This window comes from Micromonospora ferruginea, from assembly GCF_013694245.2.
Lineage (GTDB): Bacteria > Actinomycetota > Actinomycetes > Mycobacteriales > Micromonosporaceae > Micromonospora > Micromonospora robiginosa.
On the sequence record NZ_CP059322.2, the window covers coordinates 98,134 to 115,000 of the forward strand.

A 16,867-nucleotide genomic window follows, 5' to 3' on the forward strand; every position below is an offset into this window, starting at 1 on the left:
TTGGTAGAGGCGGGGGCCCCGCTTAACAACGCCGAGCCCCGCGCCGCCCGTCACCGGGCCGGTGCGGGGCTCGTTTCACCGGATGTCCCAGCCGGCGGCCCCGTGCGCGGCCGCACCACGGCAGCTCCCTGGAGGCATTCTCAATGGGTAAGCACCGCCGCCTGTCCGACGACGCGCCGCCACCGGTGACCGAGGACTCCGGTGCGACGTACTGGTCGGTGGCCGAGGGCGACTGGCCCGCCGAGCCGGCCGAGCTGGCCGACCTGGTGGCACCGCCGATCGTGGTCGGGGTGGCCCGGGTCGTGGCCACCTCGCGGATGACCCCGCCCGAGACGGGCCGCGCCGGTCGCCCGCCGACCCGGTCCGGCGGCGCCGCGGCGGGGGCGACGACGGTACGCCTCAACGCCGGCGCCCGCCCGTCCGCACCGCCCCGCCGCCCGGCCGGTCCTGGTCGCCACCGCGATCCCGTCGCCTGAGCGCCCGGCTGTTAACCGGGGCCCCCGCCTCTACCGGAAGCGTTAACCGGGGCCCCCTCCTTTCACCTGGTGGAAGGGGGCGAGTCCGGTGACGGGGGTGGGGCGGGCGCGGGTAGCGTCAGCGGGCATGACGGTCGTGCATCCGATCGCCCGGGCCTGGATCACCACTGGCGGCACCGGCGCGCAGAACTACGACGAGTTCGCCGACGACGCGGAGATCACCGCCATCGTGGCGGCCAATCCGCACAGCGCCCTGGGCATCGAGATGCCCCACCGGGCACCGGACAGCGTCGGGAAGTCGTTCCTCGACTCCCTCCCGGACGCGGTGGCCCGTCTCACCGAGGCCAAGGCGGACGGCAGCTACACCCCCGCCGAGCAGGTGGTGGTGCTCTACCGGATCAGCGCGCCCGGCGAGGAGAACGCGTACGGGCTGTGGGCCATGGTCGACACCGACCAGATCTCCACCCGCGCCGACGAGCCCGGCCTGGTGATCCGCAACGAGGACGTGTTCATCGCGAAGGTGCGCGAGCGCGTCGCGCTGGCCGAGGCGCTCGGTCACCTGCTCTCGCCCGTACTCCTGCTCCAGACCGGGCGCGGCGACGAGCTGCACGCCGCGCTCGCGGCGGCCACCGAGTCGGCCGGCGCGCCCGCCGCCACCGACGTCGACCAGTCCGGCCGGACGCACGCGATCTGGCTGCTCGGCCCCGGCCCGGCGCAGGACGAGCTGACCGCGCTGGCCGGCGGCGGCGACCTGGTGGTCGCGGACGGCAACCACCGCAGCCTGGCCGCGCAGACCGGCGGCTTCCCGCGCTTCCTCTCGGTGATCACCACGCCGGCGTCGGTCGCCATCCAGCCCTACAACCGGCTGGTCAGCGAGCTGACCACCACGCCGGACGAGCTGCTCGACCGGCTCCGCGCCGCCGGTGCCGAGGTCACCGAGACCGCCGGCCCGGTCGGCGTCCCGACCACCGGCGGCACCGTCCACCTCCACCTCGCCGGCCGGGGGTACGCGGTGACGCTGCCGCACGTCGGCGCCGGCCGGCTGGAGAACCTGGACCACGCGCTGGTCGAGCGGCTGCTGCTGCGTGACGTGCTGGGCCTCGACCCGGGCGACAAGCGGATCAACTACGTCGGGGGCGACTACCCGGCGAGCTGGCTGACCGGTGAGGTCGACGCCGGCCGGGCCGAGCTGGCCGTGCTGGTGGCGCCGGTGACCGTGGACGACTTCGTCGCGGTCAACCTGGCCCGGGAGAAGATGCCGCGCAAGAGCACCTGGTTCACCCCGAAGGCGCGGGCCGGCCTGGTGGTGGCGGAGCTGCCCCGCTGACCGGCGTGTGACGTACCGCCTCCGGGTCGACGCCCCGGCGCCGATTCCGGAGGCGGGCCTGTCAGACTGCGCGGTATGCGCGTCTACCTGGGATCCGACCACGCCGGCTTCGAGCTGAAGGTGCACCTGGCCAACCACCTGGCCAAGCAGGGCTACGAGGTGGTGGACGTGGGTCCGCACGCCTTCGACCCGGACGACGACTACCCGGCGTTCTGCCTGCACACCGGCGACCGGGTGGTCGGTGACCCGGGCAGCCTCGGCGTGGTGATCGGCGGCTCCGGCAACGGCGAGCAGATCGCCGCGAACAAGGTGGCCGGCGTCCGGGCGGCGCTCGCCTGGAACGTCGACACCGCGCAGCTCTCCCGGGAGCACAACGACGCCAACATCGTCGCGATCGGCGCCCGGCAGCACACGCTGGACGAGGCCACCGCCCTGGTCGAGGCGTTCCTGACCACGGCCTTCTCCGGCAACCCCCGGCACAGCCGGCGGATCGCCCAGGTCGCCGACTACGAGCAGAGCCGCAAGCTGCCGGAACTGCCCGCCTGACCCGTCCGACGCCGACCCGCCGCGCCCGGGCCGGCTGCCCCGCCCGCCCGGCGGGGTCGGGTCCGGCTCGGCGTGGCCCGGCCCGGCTCGGCGTGGCCCGGCCCGGCGTGGCTCGGCCCGGCGTGGCCCGGCGTGGCTTGGCTCGGCTTGGCTCGGCTCGGCTCGGCGTGGCTCGGCTGGCGTGGCTCGGCTCGGCGTGGCTCGGCTGGCGTGGCTCGGCTCGGCGTGGCTCGGCTGGCGTGGCTCGGCCCGGCTGGCGTGGCTCGGCTGGCGTGGCTCGGCTCGGCCCGGCTGGCGTGGCGTGACCAGGGCGGCCTGCCTCGGCGCAACCTGTTCGGCAGCGCGGCGCAGCCCGTCGGCCCCCCGTGACCCCCTGGGGTCAGCGTCCGGCGCGGGGCAGTTCCTCGCGGGGCACCCAGTTGCGGCGGATCAGCACCACCCGCTCCTCGGCCTGGGCGAGGTCGTCGGCGGTCGGCCGGGCGGCGTCCCGGGCCCGCATCGCGGCGGCCACGCTCACCTGCGAGGACCCGGAGCCGACGAGGCCCCGCAGACCGCGTTCGCCCTCGTCGGCGGACGGGGCGCCGCGCCGGCTGCCGCGTGGCGGCCGGGAGCCGTCGTCCGGCGTATCCGACTCGGCGCGCCGGGAACCGTGCGACGGCCGGGGCGCGACGTCGTCGTGCACGCCGGCCGTGCTCGCGCTCGTCTCCGCGGCGTCGGCCGGCTCGTGCGCCTCGCCGTGATGCCGCAGTCGCCGTCGCCGTCGCTCCGCCTCACCCACCCCCCGACCGTACCGCCCACCCGCCTCCCCACCCGCCCCTCCGGAGCCGTTCGTCCCGCCGATCTTGGAGTTGTGGCGCCTGCGATGTCGGAATGATCCCGTTAACGCAGGTGCCACAACTCCAAGATCGACGAGGCGGGCGGGGCGTGCGGGGCGTGCGGGGCGGGTGGGGTCAGAAGTTCTCCATGGGGGTGGGGGAGCGGTGCCAGGTCAGGGCGGGGGTCAGGCGGGTGAGGGTGTCGGGGGTCACCTCGCGGACGCGGCCGGTGGCGGCCAGCGCGGCCGGGGTGGCGCCGCCCAGGTAGAGCTCGCCGAGCGCGCGGACGTCGCAGGCCAGCTCCGCGGGCGCGGTGGTGGCCGTGCACTCGGCGCCGGTCGGGCCGCCGACCAGCCGCCACCGGCCGGTGTTCTCCGGCAGCAGGTCGTCGGCGACCTCGACCACCACGTCGACGTCGGCGGCGTAGCGGCGGGCGGCCAGCGCGGCCGGCACGTCCACCACCCGCACCCAGAGCCCGTCGGCGAGCACCGGGGCGAGCTGTCGGGGCTCGTCCACCAGGCGCAGCAGCGGCTCGTCGAGCGCGGCGACCGGGAAGGTCAGCCGGCGGGTCAGGTCGACCGAGAGCAGCAGCCGCCACAGCGCCAGGTACGCCTCCGGCGTGTGCGCCACCACCTCGCCGACCTGCACCTCGCCCCGGGGGATGTCGCCGGGCCAGTCCTCCCGGGTGCGGTAGAGCGCGTACCCGTCGAGCCCGTCCGGCCCGTCGTGCAGCAGCACCCGCCGCTCGGTGGCGCCGCCCCGGCGGCTCTTCACGTCCGCCAGCACGTACGCCCACCAGCGCTCGTCCCGCCGGGACCAGCCGGGACGGTCGGCGCGCGCCTGCTCGTACACCCGGGCCAGCTCGCCGGCGTGCGCGGCCGGCCGGTCCAGGCGCAGCGTGCCCTCGGCGGGCGTCGGGGCGGGCAGCCGCAGCCCGGTGGTGTCGGCGGACAGCACCAGCCGCTGGGCCGCGGAGCCGTAGCCGAACCGCGGGTAGATGCGACCCTCGCTGGCCCAGAGCACCGCGACCGGCTCCCGGCGGGCGTCGTGGATCTCCCGTAGCTGCCGGCGCATCAGCCCGCTGAGCAGGCCCCGGCGGCGGTGAGTGGGCGCCACCGCCACCATGCTGACGTGCGCGGCGGGCACCTGCGCCCCGGGGACGGTCAGGTCGCGGCCGAACGCGGCGGCGTGCGCCACCGCGGTCCGGCCGTCGCGGACCAGCAGCGACCGGTCCGGCTCGAAGATCGGGCGTTCGACCTCGTGCACATCGGGATCGGGATCGCCGTGGAAGGCCAGCGCCAGCAGTGCGGCGATCTCGTCGAAGTCCTCGGCCCGGGGCACCACCGCGTCGGTCATCGCCCGTGTGTACCCCATCACCCTGGGGGTCGGCACCCTATTTGCCGGGTGGCTACCCTCGGAACCGGAGGCCGACGTCGGTCGAGGGGGAGGACGGAAGATGGCGGACCAGACACAGCCGTGGGCGGAGCGCACCGTGGAGGTGCCGCCCCAGCAGGTGCCCGGGCAGCGGGACGCGTTCCGGCGCGGGGTGGCGGCGGTCGGCCAGCGCCGCACGCCCCGCACCGAGCAGTTCCCCACCGTGGAGCACGGCGACTGGGCCGGTGAGCCGGCGCCGCGCCGGTCGATGAGCTGGCACCTGGCGCAGGCGCGGCGGGGCGGGGAGTGGAGCGCGGCCGGTGCCCTGTTCGCGTTCGTGTGCTGGGGCATCTGGGCGATCTCCGGCCGGGGCAACCTGGTGGCGCCGCTGGTCACGTTCGTGCTCAGCCTGCTCACCGCAGTCGGCCTGTTCGCGCTGACCCGGCTGGTCGGCCGGCTGGTCCTGGAGCGGCAGCTCGGCCGGGTGCGTCGCAGCGCCCGGGGCGCGCACATGCTGACCGCGCTCTTCCTGGCCGGGGTGGGGGTGGCCTACCTCCAGCAGACCGAGTGGGTGGTCTCCGCCTGGAACTGGGTCACCGGCAACTGAGGGACCGGCGCGGGCGGGCGGCACCACGCCGCCCGCCCGCACATTCGGTCGCGGTACGCCGCGACGCCGGTCGTCACTCCTCCAGGACGGCGCTGGCATTACCCGGCCCCGTCCGGTTCATCCGTCGCCCGTCGGAATGAGCGGTCAGGGCGTGGTCGAGGCGGCCGCGTGGTCGCGAGCCACCCGGACCAGCTCGATCAGGCCGCCGGCGTACTCCTGGGACTCGCCGTGCGCCTCGTCGAAGGGCGGTTGGAAGCCGACGCCCTCCCACTGCCCGGTGGCCTCGTTCCACCTGTCGTTGCCCACCTCGAAGTCCCAGGCGAAGATGCCCAGCTCGTAGTAGAGCTGGTCGGCCGAGTTGCCGGCCGCCGAGTAGAGCACGTCGGCGACCGGGCCGGTCTGCGACGGCCAGGTGACGGTGCCGCGCTCGGCGGCGATGGCCCCGACGATCCGGCGGGCGCTGGCCAGGAACAGCGTCGACTCGTCGATCGACGGGCGCGGCAGCGTCACCCGCCCGTCGGCCCGGTACGCCCCGGGCGGCCACATGAAGTAGCCGCCGTAGGAGTGCACGTTCATCGCGAACTTGATGTTCGGGTGCGCCTTGGCCAGGTCGATCACGTTGCGGCTCTCCGCCTCGGACAGCTCCGCCGTGCCGGCGTAGTTGCCGGACAGGCAGTTGGCGCTGGCGCCCACGTAGCCGTCGAACAGCGACCCGACGGTGTAGTTGCGGTTGACGTCCACGCCCCAACTGGTGCGGTACCTCGGGTCGCGGGCCGTGCCGGCGCAGTGGTTGACCAGGTTCTTGCGCTGGAAGTTGTAGTCGTGGAACGAGTAGTTCGCGCCGTCCGGGTTCACCGTCGGGATCACGAACACGTCCACCTGCTCCAGCAGGTCGCGGGTCGCCGCGTCGGTGCGCGCGTTGGCCAGCAGCCGCTCCGCGAACTCCAGCGTGACCAGCGGCGTCGCCCACTCCCGGGCGTGCTCCTGGGAGTATGCGAGCACCCCGATCCGGGAGCCGTCGCGATGCTTGCCGATGCGCAGCGCCTGCACGGTCCACGGGCGGGCCGGCACCTCGGCGCCCTGCAACCCGTCGTCGAGGCGTACCGGTCCGGCGACCGGCATGGGCAGCCCGGCCGAGCCGTCCTCGACGGTGGCCCGCAGGCGCGTGCCCTGCCGGGCGTTGATCGCGGCGGCGACGTCGTCGGTGGTGCTGGTCACCTTGCCGGCGCCGTCGGTGGCCAGCGACACGGTGAGCACCCGGTCGCGGTAGCGCACGGTCAACGGCCGGTTCGGCCGGCCCGGGTCGACGGTGCGCGCCTGGACGCCGTTCATGCCCTGGTCGCCGAAGCGGACCGACTCCACCACCACGGCGGCGACGGCCGGGTCGCCCAGGTACGCGGCGGCGGTGCGGCGGTAGCCCTGGGTGCGGTTCGGCAGGTCGATGACGTCGACCAGGTCGCGGTACTGGCGGCCGAGCCGGGCGATGCGGGCCTTGATGTCGACGGGCGTCAGGTAGGCGTCGATGAAGTCCTTCTGGTAGCCGGCCGGCTGCGGCGGCGGTGCCGCGTTCGGCCAGAGCGTGGGGGTGACCGGCCGGCTCGTCCCGCCGAGGCTGGAGGTGGCGGTGAGTTGCAACGGACGGCCGGGCACCGGCTGCGGCAGCGCGTAGTGGTACTGGTACTCGCCCGAGTCCTCGAACCGGTAGAGCGGGAAGGAGCCGGTGGCCCCGTCGGAGGTGCGCCAGCTCACCGTGATCTCTACGTCCGGGTCGTCCGTGGCGGTGGTGGCCACCTGGGCCTGCAGGAACGTCTTCCCGCCGGTGGTCCACCAGTAGGCCTGCAGGAACTGGAGGGTGTCGGCCCCGTCGGCGGCGCGGAGCCCGGCCCGGGTGCGGGCCTGCGCGGCGCGGGCGCTCTCGGCGAGCCGCCGGGCGCCGTCGTCGGCGCGTTGCACGATCTGCACCGCGGTCGCGCCCTGCCGGGTGAGGTCGGCGAGCTGCCGGCCGGTGAGGACGAGGTCGGCGACCGGGTGGCCGTCGCGGGACCGGGGCCGGTTGGCCAGGTCCGCGCCGCCGGCGACCAGGCGGGCGAGCTGGGCCTCGTCGGCGAGTCGCACCCGGACCAGGGCGGTCTCGGCGGGCGCCAGGGTGATGGTGGGAGCGGCCGGCGCGGCCACGCCGGGGTCGGGATGGAACAGGCCGGCGGTGATCAGGATGCTGGTGGTGGCGAGCGCGGTCCACCGTCGTCGGACGAACAAGGTGCCTCCTGACGGACGTCGATCTCACTGACGTCCAGACCAGTCGAGGCATCGACCGCTGTCAAGCTCACTTTCGGTCTGGCCGGCGAACCGGCGCGAACGCTCAGCCGGCGAACCGGTACAGCCGGAACTCCTTGTCCGCGCCGCACACCAGCATCTCGGTGTTCCAGGAGCAGGACTCGCTGCGGATCTGCTTCACCTGTCCCATCTCGACGGGCTTGCCGTCCACCGCGAACCCGGCCAGCACGCGGTCGTCCTCGTAGGCGCTCGGCTCCTTGTCGAACAGCAGCAGGTTGCCGGCGTTCAGCCGGACCGCGACCCCGTCACGCTCGCGCAGCACCGGCTTCCCGTCCGGCGCGAACACCGTCACCGAGTTCCGGGGCAGGGTCCGCTCGGCCAGCAGGTGCTCGCCGAGCGGGACCAGCCGCGCCGCCTGCGGGGCCGCCCAGTGCCGGCTGCCCTCGCCCTCGGTCACGGCCACCACCTGCGTGCCGTCGGCGCCTGCGCCGGGTACCTCCAGCAGGCAGGCGCGGTGCTTGCCGCAGGTGACCAGCGCCTTCGCCCGGCTGTCCCGGGCGTCGGCCTCGTAGAGCACGTCGGGCGTGCCGAGGCTGCCCAGGTCGTAGGAGAGCAGGCGCAGGCCCCGGTCGCCCTCCGCCACGTACAGCCGGTCGTCGCGGGCGGCCAGCGGGTCGTCGAGGTCGGCCACGTTGCCGCGGTCGCGCAGGATCTTCCCGCTCTCCATGGCCAGCACCCGCACCGAGCGGTCCGCGCCCACCTGCACCAGCCGGTCGGCCTCGCCCGACCACGGCGCGAGCGGCGAGCCGTCCGGACGGGACGCGCCGTCCAGCGCCTCCCCGGTGGCGACCGGCACCACCACCGTGCGGGCGTCGCCGTACTCGGTGCGCGGGTTGCCCCGCGTCCACCGCTCCCGGCCGTCGTCCAGCCGTAACCCGACCAGCTTGTCGCCGGCGCGGTCCAACCGGACCAGCGTGCCGGCGCCGAGGAAGATCTCGTCGTCCCCGGCCAGTTCGACGGTCCACCGCTGCTTGCCGGAGTCGCCGTCGAGCACCGCCAGCGGCCGGGACGTGCTCGACCCGGAGGCGTCGGCGAGCACCATGACGCCGTCGGGCAGCGCCCGGATGCCGACCCACCGCTCGGCGCTCACCCCGGTCGGCTCCTCCCAGAGCTTCCGGCCGGTGGCGGCGTCCACCGCCCGCACGGTGAGCCGGTCGTCCGGCCGCGACCAGGCCAGGTAGGCGCGGTCGCCGAGCGTCGCGGTGAACATCGCGCCGGGCCGTTCGTCGCCCACGGTCACGGTCCCGACCAGCTCCGGGGTGTGGAAGTCGAGCGCCGGGTGCCGGTCCCGGAACACCCACAGCAACGTCGCGGCGGCCACCGCCACGACCACCAGGCCGGCGCCCGCGGCGAGCCAGCGGCCCCGCCGGCCGCCGCCGCGCGTCGCGCCGCCGGCCGGAGCGCCGGACCAGGGTCCGGGACCGGCCGGCGACCCCGGGGGTACGCCGACAGCCGGGTACCCCGCCGGCTGCCGGTTGCCGGCCGGGGCGTACCCGGGCGGGTCGGCGACGAGCGTGCCGTGCGGGCCGCCGGGAGCCGCGTACCCGCCGGCCCGGTCCTCCCGGGTCGGGGCCGGTGTCGCGTGCGCGACCGTCGTCTCCCGCTCCACCGCGCCCGGGACGGTGTCCGCGTGCCCGTTCGCCGGCGTCACCTGCGCCGGTGCGGCCTGCGGGGGTGCGGCCGGCGGCGGCACGGGTGCCGGTGGGACGGGTCCGGCGGGCCGGCCGGCCCGCCGGGGCAGCGGCAGGTCGGTCAGCGCCCCCTCGGCCACCGGCAGCTCCGGCTGCTCCAGCACGGTCGGCGCGACGCCCAGCTCGGCGTGCAGCAGCCGGGCCACCAGCGGCACCCGGGTCGAGCCGCCGACCAGGAACAGCCCGGCGAGCTGCTCCGGGCGCAGCCCGGCGGCGGCGGTGACGCTCCGGGTCTCCGCGACCGCGCGGGCGAGCAGCGGCGCGGCGAGGCGCTCGAAGTCCGCCCGGGTCAGCGGGACGGCCGCCTCCACCCCCGGCACCGCCACCGGCGCGACCATGGCCCGGGAGAGCATCTCCTTGGCGCCGCGCACGTGGTCCCAGAGCTGCTGGCGGTCCCGCCGGTCGGCGGTGGTCGCCGGCTCGGTGAGCCGGGCCCACTGCCGACCGTGGGTCGGCCGCACCAGCTCCCCGAGCCGCCCGAGCAGCGCCGCGTCCAGGTCGAGCCCGCCCAGGTCGGCGAGCCCGCCGGTGGCGACGAGTTGGAAGCCGGAGTCGCCCCACGGGTCGGCGCCCTCGTTGCGCAGCACCGCCACGTCGAGCGTCCCGCCGCCGAAGTCGAACACCGCGACCGCGCCGCCCACCGGCACCGGCCGGCGCAGCACCTGGGTGTAGTAGCGGGCGGCGGCCACCGGCTCGCGCAGCAGCCGGGTGCCGGGCGCGATCGGCCCGGCGAGCGTGTGCTCGGCCGCCGCCGGCCAGCCGGCCAGCTCCACCGCGTCGTGCAGCACCCGCCGGCGCTCGGGTGTCCAGGCCGCCGGGTGCGTGACCACCGCCGGGGGCAGGTGCCCGACCGCGGCCACCGCCGCGTCCGCGACCGCCCGCAGCGTCGCGGCCAGCAGCTCCGCCGGCCGGTACGCGCGACCGCGCAGCTCGACGGTCTCCTCGTCGACCCGCCGCTTCGGGCTCGGCTCGTAGCCGGCCGGGTCGGCCTGGGCGAGGCGGTGGGCGTCCCGCCCGACGTGCAGGTGGCCGCCGGCGTCGACGTACACGCCGGACGGCAGGATCGGCTGGCCGTCCACGAGCAGCGGTCGGGTGGTCCCGTCCGGCCGGCGCAGCACCGCCACCGTGTTGGAGGTGCCGAGGTCCACGCCGAGCGCGAAACCGTCCTGCTGGCCTGACATCCGTCGCTACCTCCGGCCGACGCGGGCATGTCCGGCCCGCATCGTACGCAGCCCGCGCCGCCGCGCACTCCGGCCCGGGAATTCACTGGCCGCTCGCCGGCGCCCGGCCTACCGTCGCGGACCATGAGGGTGCTCTCCGTGAACGTCGGCCGGCCGCAGCCCAACCCCTGGAAGGGGATCGGGTCGACCGGCATCGACAAGCGACCCGTCGACGGCCCGGTCGCGGTCACCGCGCCCGGCCCGAAGGGCACCGGCGAGGTCGGCCTGGCCGGCGACCGGGTCTACGACGTGGCCCACCACGGCGGCGCCGACCAGGCGGTCTACGCGTACGCCCGGGAGGATCTGGACCGGTGGCAGGCGGAGCTGGGCCGGTCGCTGGGCGACGGCAGTTTCGGCGAGAACCTGACCACCGCCGGCCTGGACGTCAGCGGCGCGCTGGTCGGCGAGCGGTGGCGGATCGGGTCGGACGTCGTGTTGGAGGTCTCCTGCGCGCGGATCCCGTGCGGCACGTTCCAGGGCTGGCTGGGCGAGCGGGGCTGGATCAGGCGGTTCACCGCCGCCGCCGTGCCCGGGGCCTACCTGCGGGTGGTGGAGCCGGGCGAGGTGCGCGCCGGGGATCCGGTGGAGGTCGTGCACCGGCCCGGGCACGAGGTGACGGTGGCGTTCCTGTTTCGCGCGGTGACCTCGGAGCCGGAGCTGCTGCCCCGGCTGCTGGTGGCCGACGCCCTGCCGGCGGAGGACCGGGAGCGGATCCGTCGGCGGCTGTCCTGACCGGCGGGTGGTGGAGCGGGCGACGGGAATCGAACCCGCGTAGTCAGTTTGGAAGACTGAAGCTCTACCATTGAGCTACGCCCGCGAGCACCCCGCTGCGGCGGGGCGCGCATGCGACAGCCTACCCAATCCGGGAACCGGGCGCGCAGCGCCCACCCGCGCCCCGGTCACCCACCCGGGGGTCCGGACGGCATACACTCTTCGTCGCCACGGGGTGTGGCGCAGCTTGGTAGCGCACTCGCTTTGGGAGCGAGGGGCCGTGGGTTCAAATCCCGCCACCCCGACTGTCGTTCGCGACCGGATCGTCCCGGGAACCGCCGGTTTCTCCGCGCGGTGACCGGGCCCTGCCGACGCCGCAGGCCGACTCGCCTACACTCGATGCGCGCAATCACGCCCCAGAACCGACACCCAGATCCGTCAAGGAGTACGCCTGTGAAGAGCACCGTCGAGACTCTGAGCCCGACGCGCGTGCGGCTCGCCATCGAGGTGCCGTTCGTCGAGCTCGAGCCGAGCCTCAAGAAGGCGTACCGGGAGATCGGCCAGCAGGTCCAGGTTCCCGGCTTCCGCCGGGGCAAGGTTCCCAGCGCGGTGATCGACCAGCGGGTGGGCCGGGGGACCGTCCTCAACGAGGCGATCCAGGAGGCCATCCCGCAGAACATCCTCGCCGCGGTCCGCGAGCACGACCTCAAGACGCTCGGCCGCCCCGAGGTCGACATCACCGAGTTCAACGACGGTGACTCGCTCAACTTCACCGCCGAGGTCGACGTCCGGCCCGAGATCACCCTGCCGGACCCGGCCACCATCGAGGTGACCGTCGACGAGATCGAGATCGCCGACAGCGAGATCGACGAGCAGATCAGCGGCCTCCGCGAGCGGTTCGCCACGCTGAAGACCGTCGAGCGGGCCGCCCAGGAGGGCGACTTCGTCCAGATCGACCTGAACGCCACGGTCGACGGCGAGGAGGTCCCCGGCGGCTCGGCGAGCAACATCTCGCACGAGGTCGGCAGCAAGCAGCTCCTGCCGGGTCTGGACGAGGCGCTGGTCGGCCTGGCCGCCGGCGACAGCACCACCTTCACCACCCAGCTCGTGGGCGGCGACTACGCCGGCCGCGACGCGGACGTGGCGGTGACCGTCCGCACGGTCAAGGAGAAGGAGCTGCCCGAGCTGGACGACGACTTCGCGCAGATGGCCAGCGAGTTCGACACGATCGAGGAGCTGCGCGGCGACCTGCGCGAGCGGGTGACCCGCGGCAAGCAGGTCGAGCAGATCTACGCCGCCCGCGACAAGGCCCTCGAGCAGATGGTGGCCGCCGCCGAGGTGCCGGCGCCGGAGGGCGTCGTCAAGGAGGAGGTCGAGAGCCGCAAGGCCGCGATGGTCGACCAGCTCGAGCGCATCGGCGCCTCCCTGGAGGAATACCTCGCCGCGGAGGAGAAGACCGAGGAGCAGATCGACGCCGAGCTGACCGAGGCGGCGACCGACGGCGTCAAGATCCAGCTCCTGCTGGACACGCTCGCCGACGCCGAGGACGTGCAGGTCTCCGACGACGAGTTCGGGCACGAGATCGTGCACCGGGCGCAGCGCGCCGGCATGGCCCCGCAGCAGTACTACGACCAGCTCGCCCGCTCCGGCGCCGCCGCGGCAGTCTTCGGCGACGTCCGCCGGGGCAAGGCGCTCGCCGCGGTGATGGAGAAGATCAAGATCAAGGACGCGGCGGGCAACGAGGTCTCCCTCGACGCGCTGCGGGCCCAGAACGAGGCCGAGCACGACCACCAGCACTGATCGTTGCGGCGACGGCCGCCGTCCCGCGCTGTGCGCCGGGCGGCGGCCGAAACCCTTTCCGGGGTACGCCGCGCGGGTGACTGCGCTGAGAGCGAACAGTGCCCCGACCGGGAGTGCGCCCGCACGGCGAGCGGTTAGTGTCGGACAGGACGGTACGGAGAGCGAAGGGCTGCCATGACCGACATGCACATCCCCAAGAAGTCGCTCCGGGCGATCGAGGCCCGCGGTGGCGACTCCATTGGCAACCTCGACGACTCGGTCTACAACCGGTTGCTCAAGGAACGGATCATCTTCCTGGGCAGCGAGGTGAACGACCAGGTGGCCAACCGCATCTGCGCGCAGCTCCTGCTGCTCGCGGCGGAGGACCCGGACCGCGACATCTTCCTCTGGATCAACTCGCCGGGTGGCTCGGTCTACTCCGGCATGGCGATCTACGACACCATGCAGTACATCGACAACGACGTGTCGACCGTGGCCATGGGCATGGCCGCCTCGATGGGCCAGCTCCTGCTCTGCGCCGGCACCAAGGGCAAGCGCTACGCCCTGCCGCACGCGCGGATCATGATGCACCAGCCCTCGGGCGGTCTCGGCGGCACCGCGTCGGACATCGCGATCCAGGCCGAGCAGATGCTCTACACCAAGCGGATGTTCCAGGAGCGGGTGGCGCACCACACCGGCCAGTCCCAGGCCCAGATCGAGGCGGACTCGGACCGCGACCGCTGGTTCACCGCCCAGGAGGCCATGGACTACGGCTTCATCGACAAGGTGATCATCGGGGCCGCCCAGGTTCCGGATGGCGCCGGGACCCTGAGCTGATCGAGGAGCTGACGATGACCGACCTGAGCCTGCCGCCCCAGTTCGCGGCCGTGCACAACCGCTACGTCCTGCCGTCGTTCGTCGAGCGCACGTCGTACGGGATGAAGGAGTCCAACCCGTACAACAAGCTCTTCGAGGACCGGATCATCTTCCTCGGCGTCCAGGTGGACGACGCGTCGGCCAACGACGTGATGGCCCAGTTGCTGACGCTGGAGGGCACCGACCCGGACCGCGACATCATCATGTACATCAACTCGCCCGGCGGTTCCTTCACCGCGATGACGGCGATCTACGACACCATGCAGTACGTCCGGCCGGACATCCAGACCGTCTGCCTCGGCCAGGCGGCCAGCGCGGCGGCGGTGCTGCTCGCGGCGGGCACCCCGGGCAAGCGGATGGCGCTGCCGAACTCCCGGATCATCATCCACCAGCCGGCCACCGAGGGCGGCTACGGTCAGGGTTCGGACATCGAGATCCAGGCCCGGGAGATCCTGCGGATGCGGACGCAGTTGGAGGACATGCTGTCCCGCCACTGCAACCGGCCGATCGAGCAGGTTCGTAAGGACATCGACCGTGACAAGATCATGACGGCCGAGGAGTCCAAGGAGTACGGGCTGGTCGACACCATCCTGACCAGCCGCAAGAAGGGTCTGCTGGCGACTCACGCCGCGGGCTGAGCACGTGCGGGTTCAGAGGTCGGTCGGGGCTCGTTCCCGGCCGACCTCTGACACACCCGTTTTGGGGGTCGGAGAAAACCCGGCCACCGGGTAACGTCGGGTCTGTACCGCTCCGGGTCGGATCGGGTGGAGCCGACAGCACAGCAGGACGACAGGGACGGACGGGCGCCACCGCGCCCGCAGGTCAGGGCCGGCGCTTCGGCCGATGAGTGCAGGGAGAACGTAGGTGGCACGGATCGGTGACGGCGGCGACCTACTGAAGTGCTCGTTCTGTGGCAAGTCACAGAAGCAGGTCAAGAAGCTCATCGCGGGCCCCGGGGTCTACATCTGCGACGAGTGCATCGATCTCTGCAACGAGATCATCGAGGAGGAACTTGCCGAGTCCGGCGAGGTGAAGTGGGAAGAGCTTCCCAAGCCGATGGAGATCTGCCAGTTCCTCGACAACTACGTCGTGGGTCAGGAGCAGGCCAAGAAGGCGCTCGCCGTCGCGGTCTACAACCACTACAAGCGGATCCAGGCGGAGGCCGCCGGCGCGCCGGGTTCCGGCAGTGACGGCGTCGAGCTGGCCAAGTCCAACATCATGCTGCTCGGCCCGACCGGGTGCGGCAAGACCCACCTGGCGCAGACGCTGGCCCGGATGCTCAACGTCCCGTTCGCGATCGCCGACGCCACCGCGCTCACCGAGGCGGGCTACGTCGGTGAGGACGTGGAGAACATCCTCCTCAAGCTGATCCAGGCCGCCGACTACGACATCAAGCGCGCCGAGACCGGCATCATCTACATCGACGAGGTCGACAAGATCGCCCGCAAGTCGGAGAACCCGTCGATCACGCGGGACGTCTCCGGCGAGGGCGTGCAGCAGGCGCTGCTGAAGATGCTCGAGGGCACGGTCGCCAACGTGCCGCCGCAGGGCGGCCGGAAGCACCCGCACCAGGAGTTCATCCAGATCGACACCACGAACGTGCTGTTCATCTGCGGTGGTGCGTTCGCCGGCCTCGACCAGATCATCGAGGCCCGCACCGGTTCCGGCGGCACCGGCTTCGGCGCCCGGCTCCGGTCGGTGTCGGAGCGGTCGACCGACGACATCTTCAGCCAGGTCATGCCGGAAGACATGTTGAAGTTCGGGCTGATCCCCGAGTTCATCGGCCGGCTCCCGGTGATCACCAATGTGCGCAGCCTCGACCGGGGCGCCCTGGTGAAGATCCTCACCGAGCCGCGCAACGCGCTGGTCCGGCAGTACCAGCGCCTGTTCGAGCTGGACGGCGTCGAGCTGGAGTTCGAGCAGCCGGCGCTGGAGGCCATCGCCGACCAGGCCATGCTCCGCGGCACCGGCGCCCGTGGCCTGCGGGCCATCATGGAGGAGGTGCTCCTCTCCGTGATGTACGAGGTGCCGAGCAACCCCGACGCCGCCCGGGTGCTGATCACCCGTGAGGTCGTCCTGGAGAACGTCAACCCGACGATCGTGCCCCGCGAGTTCACCGGCCGGCGTCGCCGGGACCGCGAGGAGAAGTCGGCCTGAGCCGCCGTCGCGACCGCGCCCGGGTCAGCTCGGGCGCGGTTCGCGTGACCTGGTCCGCCGGTCCCACTCGCCCGACGGGGTGATCGTCACCATCATGAGGCGTACCGGTCTGTCGCCCACCGTGCGATAGCCGTGCTGCCGGTCGGCGTGGAACTCCACCGTCTCGCCGGCGCGCACCGCGTGGTCGACGCCGTCGACGGTGACGGTCAAGGCTCCGTCCAGCACATGCAGGATCTCGCGGGTCCCGGGTGGGTGGTCGGGGGAGTGCAACGCCTCGCCGGGCCGCATGCGCCAGTCCCAGAGCTCCACCATGTCCGGCTCGCCGATGCCACTGAGCAGGCGCGCCGCGCCTCCGTGCTCGCCGCGCCACAGCACCGGCGCCTCGTCCGCCGACGTCACCCGTACCGTGTTCTCCTCGGCCGGCTCCAGCAGTTGCGCGATGTTGACGCCGAATGCGTCGGCGACGCGGCACAGCGTGCCGATGCTCGGGTTGGTCCGCCCGCCCTCGATCTGCACCAGCATTCCCTTGCTGACGCCGGACCGGCCGGCCAGTTCCTCGAAGGACCAGCCGCGGGCGGCCCGCAGCTCGCGTACCTGCCGGGCGACCGCGGCGGTCACCGCACCCACCCGTCCACCGGCCTCGGTCATCATACTGTCCTTCACGGTCACTATTGTGGTACGACTGCGGGATGCTCCCCATTGTGCTCGCCGCGGTGTCCGCGATCGCGTTCGGCACGGCCGACTTCTCCGGCGGCAAGGCGTCGCGCCGCGCCGACCCGATCGCCGTGACCGTGGTGTCGCAGATGCTCAGCCTGCCGCTGCTGGTCGTGCTGGTGCTCGTGGTGCCCGGCACACCGACCGGCGTCGACCTGGCCTGGGGGCTGCTCGCCGGGGTGGCCGGCGCCGCCGGCGTCGTGCTGCTCTACCGCGCGCTGGCCACCGGCGTGATGGCGG

15 protein-coding genes and 2 tRNA genes (1 of these 17 cut by a window edge) are annotated in these 16,867 nt (G+C 73.7%); 11 read left to right on the forward strand and 6 right to left on the reverse strand.

What is annotated here, in order from left to right; translation table 11 throughout:
- The first annotated feature begins 143 nt into the window (after nucleotides 1-143).
- From H1D33_RS00530 to H1D33_RS00540, 3 genes are all read left to right on the forward strand, one after another.
- A complete protein-coding gene (locus H1D33_RS00530) occupies nucleotides 144-476 on the forward strand; it encodes a hypothetical protein (protein ID WP_181569885.1) in 333 nt (110 codons plus the stop codon).
- Between the two features lie 127 nt (nucleotides 477-603).
- Complete coding sequence (locus tag H1D33_RS00535; protein WP_181569884.1) at nucleotides 604-1,803, forward strand: DUF1015 family protein; 1,200 nt, start codon at nucleotides 604-606, stop codon at nucleotides 1,801-1,803.
- Nucleotides 1,804-1,878: 75 nt separating this feature from the next.
- Nucleotides 1,879-2,349 carry a ribose-5-phosphate isomerase gene (locus tag H1D33_RS00540; protein ID WP_181569883.1) on the forward strand — a complete coding sequence of 157 codons (471 nt, stop codon included), beginning with the start codon at nucleotides 1,879-1,881 and terminating at the stop codon, nucleotides 2,347-2,349.
- A gap of 379 nt (nucleotides 2,350-2,728) precedes the next feature.
- Here the strand turns inward: H1D33_RS00540 and H1D33_RS00545 are convergent, their stop codons facing one another.
- The gene (locus H1D33_RS00545; RefSeq protein ID WP_181569882.1) at nucleotides 2,729-3,127 is read right to left on the reverse strand and encodes a hypothetical protein; all 399 of its coding nucleotides are present in this window, start codon (nucleotides 3,125-3,127) and stop codon (nucleotides 2,729-2,731) included.
- 172 nt (nucleotides 3,128-3,299) lie between these two features.
- On the reverse strand, nucleotides 3,300-4,520 hold the full coding sequence (locus tag H1D33_RS00550; RefSeq protein WP_307755284.1) for a GNAT family N-acetyltransferase: 1,221 nt from the start codon (nucleotides 4,518-4,520) through the stop codon (nucleotides 3,300-3,302).
- 100 nt (nucleotides 4,521-4,620) lie between these two features.
- Here H1D33_RS00550 and H1D33_RS00555 point away from each other — a divergent pair, with 100 nt between their 5' ends.
- Nucleotides 4,621-5,145: a hypothetical protein gene (locus H1D33_RS00555; protein ID WP_181569880.1), complete on the forward strand. Its 525-nt coding sequence runs from the start codon at nucleotides 4,621-4,623 to the stop codon at nucleotides 5,143-5,145.
- 144 nt (nucleotides 5,146-5,289) lie between these two features.
- On the opposite strand, the gene H1D33_RS00560 is transcribed toward H1D33_RS00555, so the two are convergent.
- Both H1D33_RS00560 and H1D33_RS00565 read right to left on the reverse strand, forming a co-directional pair.
- Nucleotides 5,290-7,401 (reverse strand): M14 family zinc carboxypeptidase, encoded by a 2,112-nt coding sequence (locus H1D33_RS00560; RefSeq protein ID WP_181569879.1) that lies wholly within the window; start codon nucleotides 7,399-7,401, stop codon nucleotides 5,290-5,292.
- A gap of 103 nt (nucleotides 7,402-7,504) precedes the next feature.
- Complete coding sequence (locus H1D33_RS00565) at nucleotides 7,505-10,351, reverse strand: Hsp70 family protein (protein ID WP_181569878.1); 2,847 nt, start codon at nucleotides 10,349-10,351, stop codon at nucleotides 7,505-7,507.
- 123 nt (nucleotides 10,352-10,474) lie between these two features.
- Between H1D33_RS00565 and H1D33_RS00570 the strand changes: the two genes are divergently transcribed.
- Nucleotides 10,475-11,122, forward strand: coding sequence for an MOSC domain-containing protein (locus H1D33_RS00570; protein ID WP_181569877.1), 648 nt, complete (start codon nucleotides 10,475-10,477; stop codon nucleotides 11,120-11,122).
- 11 nt (nucleotides 11,123-11,133) lie between these two features.
- Here the strand turns inward: H1D33_RS00570 and H1D33_RS00575 are convergent.
- Nucleotides 11,134-11,207, reverse strand: a tRNA-Gly gene (locus H1D33_RS00575).
- 125 nt (nucleotides 11,208-11,332) lie between these two features.
- Here H1D33_RS00575 and H1D33_RS00580 point away from each other — a divergent pair.
- The 5 genes from H1D33_RS00580 (at nucleotide 11,333) to clpX (ending at nucleotide 15,913) form a co-directional block, all read left to right on the forward strand.
- Nucleotides 11,333-11,406 (forward strand) — tRNA-Pro (locus H1D33_RS00580).
- Nucleotides 11,407-11,554: 148 nt separating this feature from the next.
- Nucleotides 11,555-12,901: a trigger factor gene (gene tig / locus H1D33_RS00585; protein WP_181569876.1), complete on the forward strand. Its 1,347-nt coding sequence runs from the start codon at nucleotides 11,555-11,557 to the stop codon at nucleotides 12,899-12,901.
- 174 nt (nucleotides 12,902-13,075) lie between these two features.
- Nucleotides 13,076-13,717, forward strand: a complete 642-nt coding sequence (locus H1D33_RS00590) for an ATP-dependent Clp protease proteolytic subunit (protein WP_089158260.1) — start codon at nucleotides 13,076-13,078, stop codon at nucleotides 13,715-13,717.
- A 14-nt stretch (nucleotides 13,718-13,731) separates the two neighbouring features.
- Complete coding sequence (locus tag H1D33_RS00595) at nucleotides 13,732-14,394, forward strand: ATP-dependent Clp protease proteolytic subunit (protein WP_091069591.1); 663 nt, start codon at nucleotides 13,732-13,734, stop codon at nucleotides 14,392-14,394.
- Between the two features lie 226 nt (nucleotides 14,395-14,620).
- Nucleotides 14,621-15,913, forward strand: a complete 1,293-nt coding sequence (gene clpX, locus H1D33_RS00600; protein ID WP_089158259.1) for an ATP-dependent Clp protease ATP-binding subunit ClpX — start codon at nucleotides 14,621-14,623, stop codon at nucleotides 15,911-15,913.
- A gap of 24 nt (nucleotides 15,914-15,937) precedes the next feature.
- Here the strand turns inward: clpX and H1D33_RS00605 are convergent, their stop codons facing one another.
- Entirely contained in the window at nucleotides 15,938-16,576 is a 639-nt protein-coding gene (locus tag H1D33_RS00605) for a helix-turn-helix domain-containing protein (protein ID WP_246411769.1), read from the reverse strand.
- 26 nt (nucleotides 16,577-16,602) lie between these two features.
- Between H1D33_RS00605 and H1D33_RS00610 the strand changes: the two genes are divergently transcribed.
- Nucleotides 16,603-16,867, forward strand: partial view of an EamA family transporter gene (locus H1D33_RS00610; RefSeq protein ID WP_181569875.1) — the 5' portion only. 569 nt of this gene lie beyond the right edge of the window; the window shows 265 of its 834 coding nt (coding positions 1-265); the start codon lies at nucleotides 16,603-16,605; its stop codon lies off the right edge, out of view.